This is a genomic window from Peribacillus deserti (assembly GCF_016909175.1).
GTDB lineage: Bacteria > Bacillota > Bacilli > Bacillales > DSM-1321 > Paraperibacillus > Paraperibacillus deserti.
On record NZ_JAFBFI010000008.1, the window covers coordinates 177049 to 184113 of the forward strand.

Sequence of the window (7065 nt, forward strand, 5' to 3'; positions counted from 1 at the left end):
TTTTAGAATAGTAAAAAATCATACATGAAAATTATAAACCTTCAGAAACGAGCTGTCAGCTTCCTTCTGGGAAATAGGGACAGTCCCCACAAGGAAGTCAGATACACCAGCATCTGAAAAGACCGGGAAATAGGGGACTGTCCCCATCAAAAAGGTGTTAAATGAGGGGGAAAGATTGTATGATTAGTATATGTAATTAATAGTTGAAGTTCGAGATATTCGTTCAGCTAAGGATAATTAGGGTTGGAGGCTATTGTATATGCGTATTATGTTTAAGTTTTTGAAGTCTTATCGAGCATCTGCGTCAGTGGCCTTGGTCTTTATGCTGGTTGAGCTTTTTGTGGAGTTATGGCAGCCGCTTATTATTGCGAAGATTATAGATGAAGGCATTATGAACAGTGACATTCCCTTTATTTTTAAGTGGGGTGCTGTGATGCTTGGTATATCTTTATTTGCCTTTTTTGGAGGGATTATTAATTCCTTTTTCGCTGCTCATGTAAGCCAGAGCTTTGCTTTTGATATTAGAAACAGTCTATATGAAAAAATTCAATCCTTTACTTATGCTAATTTCACAAGATTTCCAACTTCGTCCCTCATCACGAGAATGACGAATGATGTGACTCAGCTGCAGAACACTGTTTTTATGGGTCTTCGTATTATGATGCGAGCACCATTGCTGATCCTTGGAAGCACGATTATGGCATTTACGGTAAATGCTAAGCTGGCTTTAATCCTTACAGCTGTTATACCTTTCCTGACCCTTTTTCTTGCCTGGATTATGAAAAAAGGAGGATCGCTGTTTCAGTCTGTCCAAGTTAAGCTTGATGGCGTAAATAGTGTGATGAGGGAAAATTTAACGGGAATCAGGCTTATTAAAGCTTTTCTTAGAAGGAATTATGAGGGGAAACGCTTTAGCAGGGCGAATCTAACGTTAAAGGATGAAACAGTATACGCACTTCGGGTTATGGAAACGGTTAATCCATTCTTGCTGTTCTTTATGAATATTTGCGTATTGGTTATTCTTTGGCTTGGCAGCGAGCTAGTGCCAACAAATGGAGCAGAAATTGGCGAAGTGGTAGCAATTGTGAATTACGCAGCCAGGATTACCTCTGCTTTTTCTCCTCTATCTTTTATCATTGCAGCATTTTCAAGAGCGCGGGCTTCTGCCGGCAGAATGGCAGAAGTATTTGAAACTGCCAATGAAATGGAGGATGCGGAGGGCTCCATCCACTCTAATAGAGAAATCTGCGGTGATGTGGAATTTATGGGCGTGTACTTTGAATATCCGGATACAGACCGGCCGATTCTTCAAGATCTGTCTTTCCGGGTGAAGGCAGGTGAAACCATAGCGATATTAGGTGCAACCGGATCAGGGAAATCAACCTTGTTCCAGCTGATTCCAAGGCTTTATGGCACAACCGATGGGAACATCTTGATTGATGGGCATGATATCCGCTCTTATAAACAGGAAAGTCTGCGGAAACAAATCGGTTTTGTGCCGCAGGAAGCATTGCTTTTCACCGGTACTGTAAAAGAAAATATTGCATGGGGCAAACAGGATGCATCGCTTGAAGAAATAATAAAAGCCGCGAAAGCAGCTCAGATTCACCAAACGATTATGAAGCTTCCTAAACAATATGAAGCAGTATTAGGACAAAAAGGCGTAAATTTATCAGGAGGCCAAAAACAGCGGCTTTCCATAGCAAGAGCTTTGGTAAGAAATCCTAAAATTCTAATGCTTGATGATAGTACAAGTGCACTTGATTTAAAAACAGAAGCGATTCTCCTTAAATCACTAAAGGAATATAAGTGTACAACATTAGTTATTACACAAAAAATCAGCACGGCGGCAGAAGCAGATTCTATTTTGCTTTTGGAAGATGGACGCCTGCTGACTGAGGGAAGTCATGATTCTTTATTGAAAAACTCACAGCTTTATAGACAAATATTTGAATCACAGTTTGGAGAGGAGGAGCTCGAGCATGCTCAGAGATCTGTTTAGTCCTTTTCGGTACAAACCTATATTAGATAACAGCGGCAGTAATGAAAGCCCCCTCTCTCGAAACAAAAAGCCCAAAGTGAAAAATCAACAGCAAACGCTAAAAAGGCTTTGGAGGTACCTTGCTGTACACCGGATACATCTGATCTTAGTAATTGCTATGGTCATTATAAGCTCGGTCTTATCGCTGTTAGGCCCTTTTTTAGCCGGAAAGTCGATTGATCATTATATAGTAACGAAAGAAAGCAAAGGCATTCTGAAACTTCTTGCAGGCCTTGCAGTCATCTATCTTTTTACTTCCGTTACGCTCTTTTTACAAAATTACTGGATGGTTGGCATTGCCCAAAATACCGTCTCAAAGATGAGGAACGATTTGTTTAATCATCTGCATAAACTGCCGATTCCCTTCTTTGATAAAAGACAGCATGGTGAATTGATGAGCCGGGTGACAAATGATATCGAAAACGTTAGCTCTACACTAAATAGTTCCGTCATTCAGGTTATATCGAGTATCCTTATTTTAATAGGGACTATATCTGTTATGTTATATCTAAGCCCACTATTGACGCTGCTTACTCTCATTATCATTCCTTTAATGTATACCGGAATGAAGTGGATTACAAAGCGTACAGGAAGATTATTTAAAATTCAGCAGCGAAATCTTGGTGACCTGAATGGGTTTATTGAAGAAACGATTTCAGGCCAGAGGATTGTAAAGACCTTCTCTCAGGAGAAAAAAGTAATAGATGAGTTTATTAGTAAAAATAGTAAATTGAAGGGTGCGGGTTTCTGGGCTTCCGCCTATTCAGGATTCATTCCTAAACTAATGAATGGTTTAAATAATTTGAGTTTTACTGTAATAGCGGCAGTGGGAGGCTGGCTTGCTTATAAGGGGCATATTTCCATCGGTACCATTGTAATTTTCGCCGAGTATTCAAGACAATTTACACGTCCTTTAAATGACCTGGCAAACCAATTTAATACAGTCTTATCAGCGATTGCAGGTGCAGAGCGTGTTTTTGACATTCTGGATGAAGAAGAAGAAGCAAACGATGAAAAAAATATGTATGATTTTCCTTATGTTGACGGAAGGGTAGAGTTTTGCGAGGTGTCCTTCTCTTATGAAGAGGAAGGAAAAACGATATCTGATATTTCATTTGCTGTTTCACCAGGTGAAACCGTGGCACTGGTCGGCGCAACAGGAGCTGGCAAAACAACCATTATTAATCTTTTATCCCGCTTTTATGATGCAGATGAGGGAAGTATCTTAATTGATGGTAAAGAGATAAAGAAGATAAAACGAGAAGATCTGCGAAAGCATATGGGCTTTGTTCTGCAGGATTCTTATCTCTTTCAGGGTACAATCCGCGAAAACATACGATACGGACGTCTCGAGGCTTCGGATGAAGAGGTAGAAAGAGCGGCGAAGCTTGCTAATGCCCATTCGTTTATCATGAAGACACCTGGACAATATGATACTGTGTTAAAGCAGGATGGCAGCGGGATCAGCCAGGGACAGAAGCAGCTTCTCTCAATCGCCAGGGCTATCTTAGCTGATCCTTCTATATTAATACTGGATGAGGCAACCAGCAGCATCGATACGATTACTGAATTGAAAATTCAGGAGGCCTTACAAAGGCTGATGGAAGGCCGAACAAGCTTTGTCATCGCACACCGATTAAATACAATTCAAAAAGCAGACCAAATTATTGTATTAAGCGACGGACAAATCATAGAAAGAGGCTCCCATCATGAATTACTATCCCAAAAAGGATATTATCTTGGTCTTTTCAACAGCCAGCTGCGAAAAATATAACTTCTAAAGACAAGATATCTTTTATATCTGCCAGACTTTGAATTCACAAATATAGAGAATTTTCCTCTTAAGCAGTTCATTTAGTTATGGTACTATAAGTTAAGATATCTTTATATAAAAAGGAGTCATCAGCTTAGATGAACATAAAAATAACCGTGGCATTGCTAGTATGTTTAATGAACATCGGGTGCTCACATTTAACAGCAATTGATTCTCAAAAGGTTGAGTCTCAGGAAAAACAGGAGAAACCCGCATTGAAAGAAACAGCAAAAGTGACAAAATCCGCTAAGGAATATAAAATGCCGGAAAACCAGATGCTGGATGTTCCGCTCATTAATCAAATGGCTGCGCCAAGGCTCTATAACGGCTGCGAGGTTACCAGTCTTGCAATGCTTATGAATTACCGGGGAATAGACGTAACTAAGAATGAGTTAGCTCAGTCTATTAACAGAGTACCGCTCACATATGAAAATGGGGATAAAGGAAATCCGAACACTGGCTTTGTCGGGAATATGGAAGATGGCCCCGGACTTGGAGTATATCATGGTCCTATCAAAGATCTTGCTGTGAAATATGCAGGAAATAAGGTGAAGGACTTAACAGGAAAACCTTTTAATGAACTTCTTCGAGAAGTGGGAAGCGGTTCTCCGGTTTGGATTATCACTACGGCAAATTTTGCGCCAGTTGGGGATTTTATAGATTGGAACACCCCCCAAGGTTCGATTAAAGTTACCTATAAGGTACACAGCGTTGTAATCACTGGATATGATGGGCAGAATATATATGTAAATGACCCTTATGGACACAAGAATAGAAAGCTTCCAAAAGAAAGTTTTATCAAAGCCTGGGAGCAAATGGGCAAGCAGGCATTAACTATTGCCCAGTAAATATCATTTAAAAAAGAAGTCTTTTTCAGGGCTTCTTTTTTTATGTAGAAATAGGAACATGTGTTCTTGTTGAGGGCGCCCTTCCTGTAATAAAATAGTAAAAAAGCCGGTAAAATAAGTAATTTGACCCCTGTAGTAATAAATACAGGGAGAGGGAGGTCGGGCAGGATGAGGGGAGAACAAGTGCCTTTCAATGAAAGAGAAATTCAAAAACTTGTCATTGCAGAGCTTAAAGTATATAAAGTTCTAAAAATTCAGCTTGCTAATTTGGAGGAGCGGGAGAGGGCCGGCATGTCCGATTTATTTCCTACGATTAGGGAAAGTGATGGAAAGACCAATTTAAAAGTGATGCAAATAGCAAGAGCTTTAGAAGAGTCTTTGGATTCACTGGAAAAGGAGTTGATTGAAAAGAAGTATCTAAGTTCATCAGATCCTACTGATTTAGAGGTTTATCTAGATTTAGGAATCAAAAAGGCTAAATATTACGCCAAGAAAAAAGAGGCTTTAAACTGTATAGCCACCGCACTCGGAATAATCTGAGTGTCTTTTTTTGGACAAAAAACGGTCTAAACCAGGTACCTTTTTTTAAAAAGAGAACGTGTAAAATATAAATAAGAACAAACGTTCTTAATAATGAAGTTGAAAGGAGAATGCCGGGTGGATAACAAATGGATTTATAGCTGGGAGGGAATAAAAGAGTGCATAATTAAATTTGCCGGATACCTGTCGGGCGGGCTGGATCACGTATTGATGGCATTACTTGTACTTACTGGCTGTGAAATTTTCAGCAGAGCAGGCGTGCTATTGTATTCAAAGAAACTCACATTTATAGGAATGTATGGGATGTTTATAAGGAAAGGATCTATGTGTATTCTTCTGATTGCTGCAAACCAGCTGGATCTGGTTATGGGAAATTCAGAACAGTTTATGCGATCAGCTATACTGATATTTTTAATAGGGAATGAAGGAGCGTCCATTCTAAAAAATTTAAGAAGACTTGGTTTGCCAGCTCCGGATGTCATGTCTAATATAATGGATGATTTCGCTGGCGGGGATAAGGATGATAACAAGCCTTAATGTAAAAATGGACAGGCCTATATTAAAATATATTGATTTAGTATTTGCGAGAATCAGGAAATAAATAGAGAATTTTATCCTCGTTTCCACCCGTGCTGTCGGATATTAGCAGAATTTCTCGAAAATAATGGAATTTATCGACAAATGCCTCTAATGGGGTTAACTGTTTCTCTACCGGGTATCTGTATAGTAGAGCAAATAATTAAGGAGGTAATAGTATGAATAAGAGAGTAGTAGGAGTATATGAGAATGGGCATGATGCGATTAAAGCGGTGGAGGTTCTTCAGGCAGAGGGATATGCAAGGGATGATATATCTGTCATTGCAAAAGATCCAGAAGATGCCCGTGAGGTAACCGATGAAACAGGAACTAAAGCAGGCGAGGGAGCAGCAGCCGGTGCTGCCACTGGCGGTGTGCTTGGAGGATTGACAGGATTTCTGGCGGGCGTCGGGGCTCTTGCGATTCCTGGTATAGGACCGATTCTGGCGGCAGGCCCAATAGCAGCTACTTTAGCTGGAGCAGCAACAGGAGCCGGAGCCGGCGGTATAACAGGAGCATTAATTGGTATGGGGATTCCTGATGAAGAGGCAGAACGATATGAAAGTGATATTAAAGAAGGGAAGATCCTTGTCCTCGTGGATGCGGATCATGAAGTGCACACTGGAGGAAACGGGATGCATAGGGAAACTTTAGGTACAGACCGGACAGCTGGTTTGGGTAGAGATGCATCATGGACAGACCGGACAGCTGGTATGGATAGAGGTGCTTCATTTACAGACCGTTCAGTTGATTTAGACAGAGGTGATTCACTGACAGTACGGCCATCGGGGACACACAGCGAATCTTCACTTACAGATCGATCAGCAAATTTAGATAGAGAGCCGGGATTTGACCAAACGAATAATATGCCCGATGAGGGTTTCCGAGATCGTACGAACCGTATAGATGACAATGAGATGCGGGAGCGTTCACGCCGTCTGGAAGAAACACGGGACCCGCTGATCACTGGAAACCCGATGGTCGATGCTTCACGGAGACCAGAAGATTCCTTAGATCCTTATGAAGTAAAAAATGGTATTGTAACCGATGAAGCAGCTGGCAGGGAAGGAAAACCATTCCGAAGAGACAATAATAGCAACGACCCAATCGTATAAGGCGTTGTAAATAATCATGTAAGAGGGTTGTCCATAAGTGAACTGTAACCCCTAAAATGGACAGTTTAATAAAAAGGCCCTATGCTGCTAATAAATGATCCCGGTATTGTACCGGGGTCATTTTATTTAATC

At 40.7% G+C, this 7065-nt stretch carries 6 protein-coding genes; all 6 read left to right on the forward strand.

Annotated features, from left to right (window positions below):
- Nucleotides 1-259 precede the first annotated feature (259 nt).
- A complete protein-coding gene (locus tag JOC77_RS10835; protein ID WP_204543012.1) occupies nt 260-2002 on the forward strand; it encodes an ABC transporter ATP-binding protein in 1743 nt (580 codons plus the stop codon).
- Entirely contained in the window at nt 1983-3815 is a 1833-nt protein-coding gene (locus JOC77_RS10840; protein WP_204543015.1) for an ABC transporter ATP-binding protein, read from the forward strand. The genes JOC77_RS10835 and JOC77_RS10840 overlap by 20 nt, the downstream gene beginning before the upstream one ends.
- Before the next feature lie 137 nt (nt 3816-3952).
- Nucleotides 3953-4702, forward strand: coding sequence for a C39 family peptidase (locus JOC77_RS10845; RefSeq protein ID WP_239558706.1), 750 nt, complete (start codon nt 3953-3955; stop codon nt 4700-4702).
- 168 nt (nt 4703-4870) lie between these two features.
- Complete coding sequence (locus tag JOC77_RS10850; RefSeq protein ID WP_204543017.1) at nt 4871-5242, forward strand: ArpU family phage packaging/lysis transcriptional regulator; 372 nt, start codon at nt 4871-4873, stop codon at nt 5240-5242.
- A 117-nt stretch (nt 5243-5359) separates the two neighbouring features.
- Complete coding sequence (locus JOC77_RS10855) at nt 5360-5779, forward strand: phage holin family protein (RefSeq protein WP_204543019.1); 420 nt, start codon at nt 5360-5362, stop codon at nt 5777-5779.
- A 218-nt stretch (nt 5780-5997) separates the two neighbouring features.
- On the forward strand, nt 5998-6933 hold the full coding sequence (locus JOC77_RS21855; protein WP_204543021.1) for a general stress protein: 936 nt from the start codon (nt 5998-6000) through the stop codon (nt 6931-6933).
- Nucleotides 6934-7065: the final 132 nt, after the last annotated feature.

What these genes read in the sequence shown, in the direction of transcription:
- JOC77_RS10835 (WP_204543012.1), top strand. Translation starts at nt 260, where the DNA reads ATGCGTATTATGTTTAAGTTTTTGAAGTCTTATCGAGCATCTGCGTCA.
- JOC77_RS10840 (WP_204543015.1), top strand. Translation starts at nt 1,983, where the DNA reads ATGCTCAGAGATCTGTTTAGTCCTTTTCGGTACAAACCTATATTAGAT.
- JOC77_RS10845 (WP_239558706.1), top strand. Translation starts at nt 3,953, where the DNA reads ATGAACATAAAAATAACCGTGGCATTGCTAGTATGTTTAATGAACATC.
- JOC77_RS10850 (WP_204543017.1), top strand. Translation starts at nt 4,871, where the DNA reads ATGAGGGGAGAACAAGTGCCTTTCAATGAAAGAGAAATTCAAAAACTT.
- JOC77_RS21855 (WP_204543021.1), top strand. Translation starts at nt 5,998, where the DNA reads ATGAATAAGAGAGTAGTAGGAGTATATGAGAATGGGCATGATGCGATT.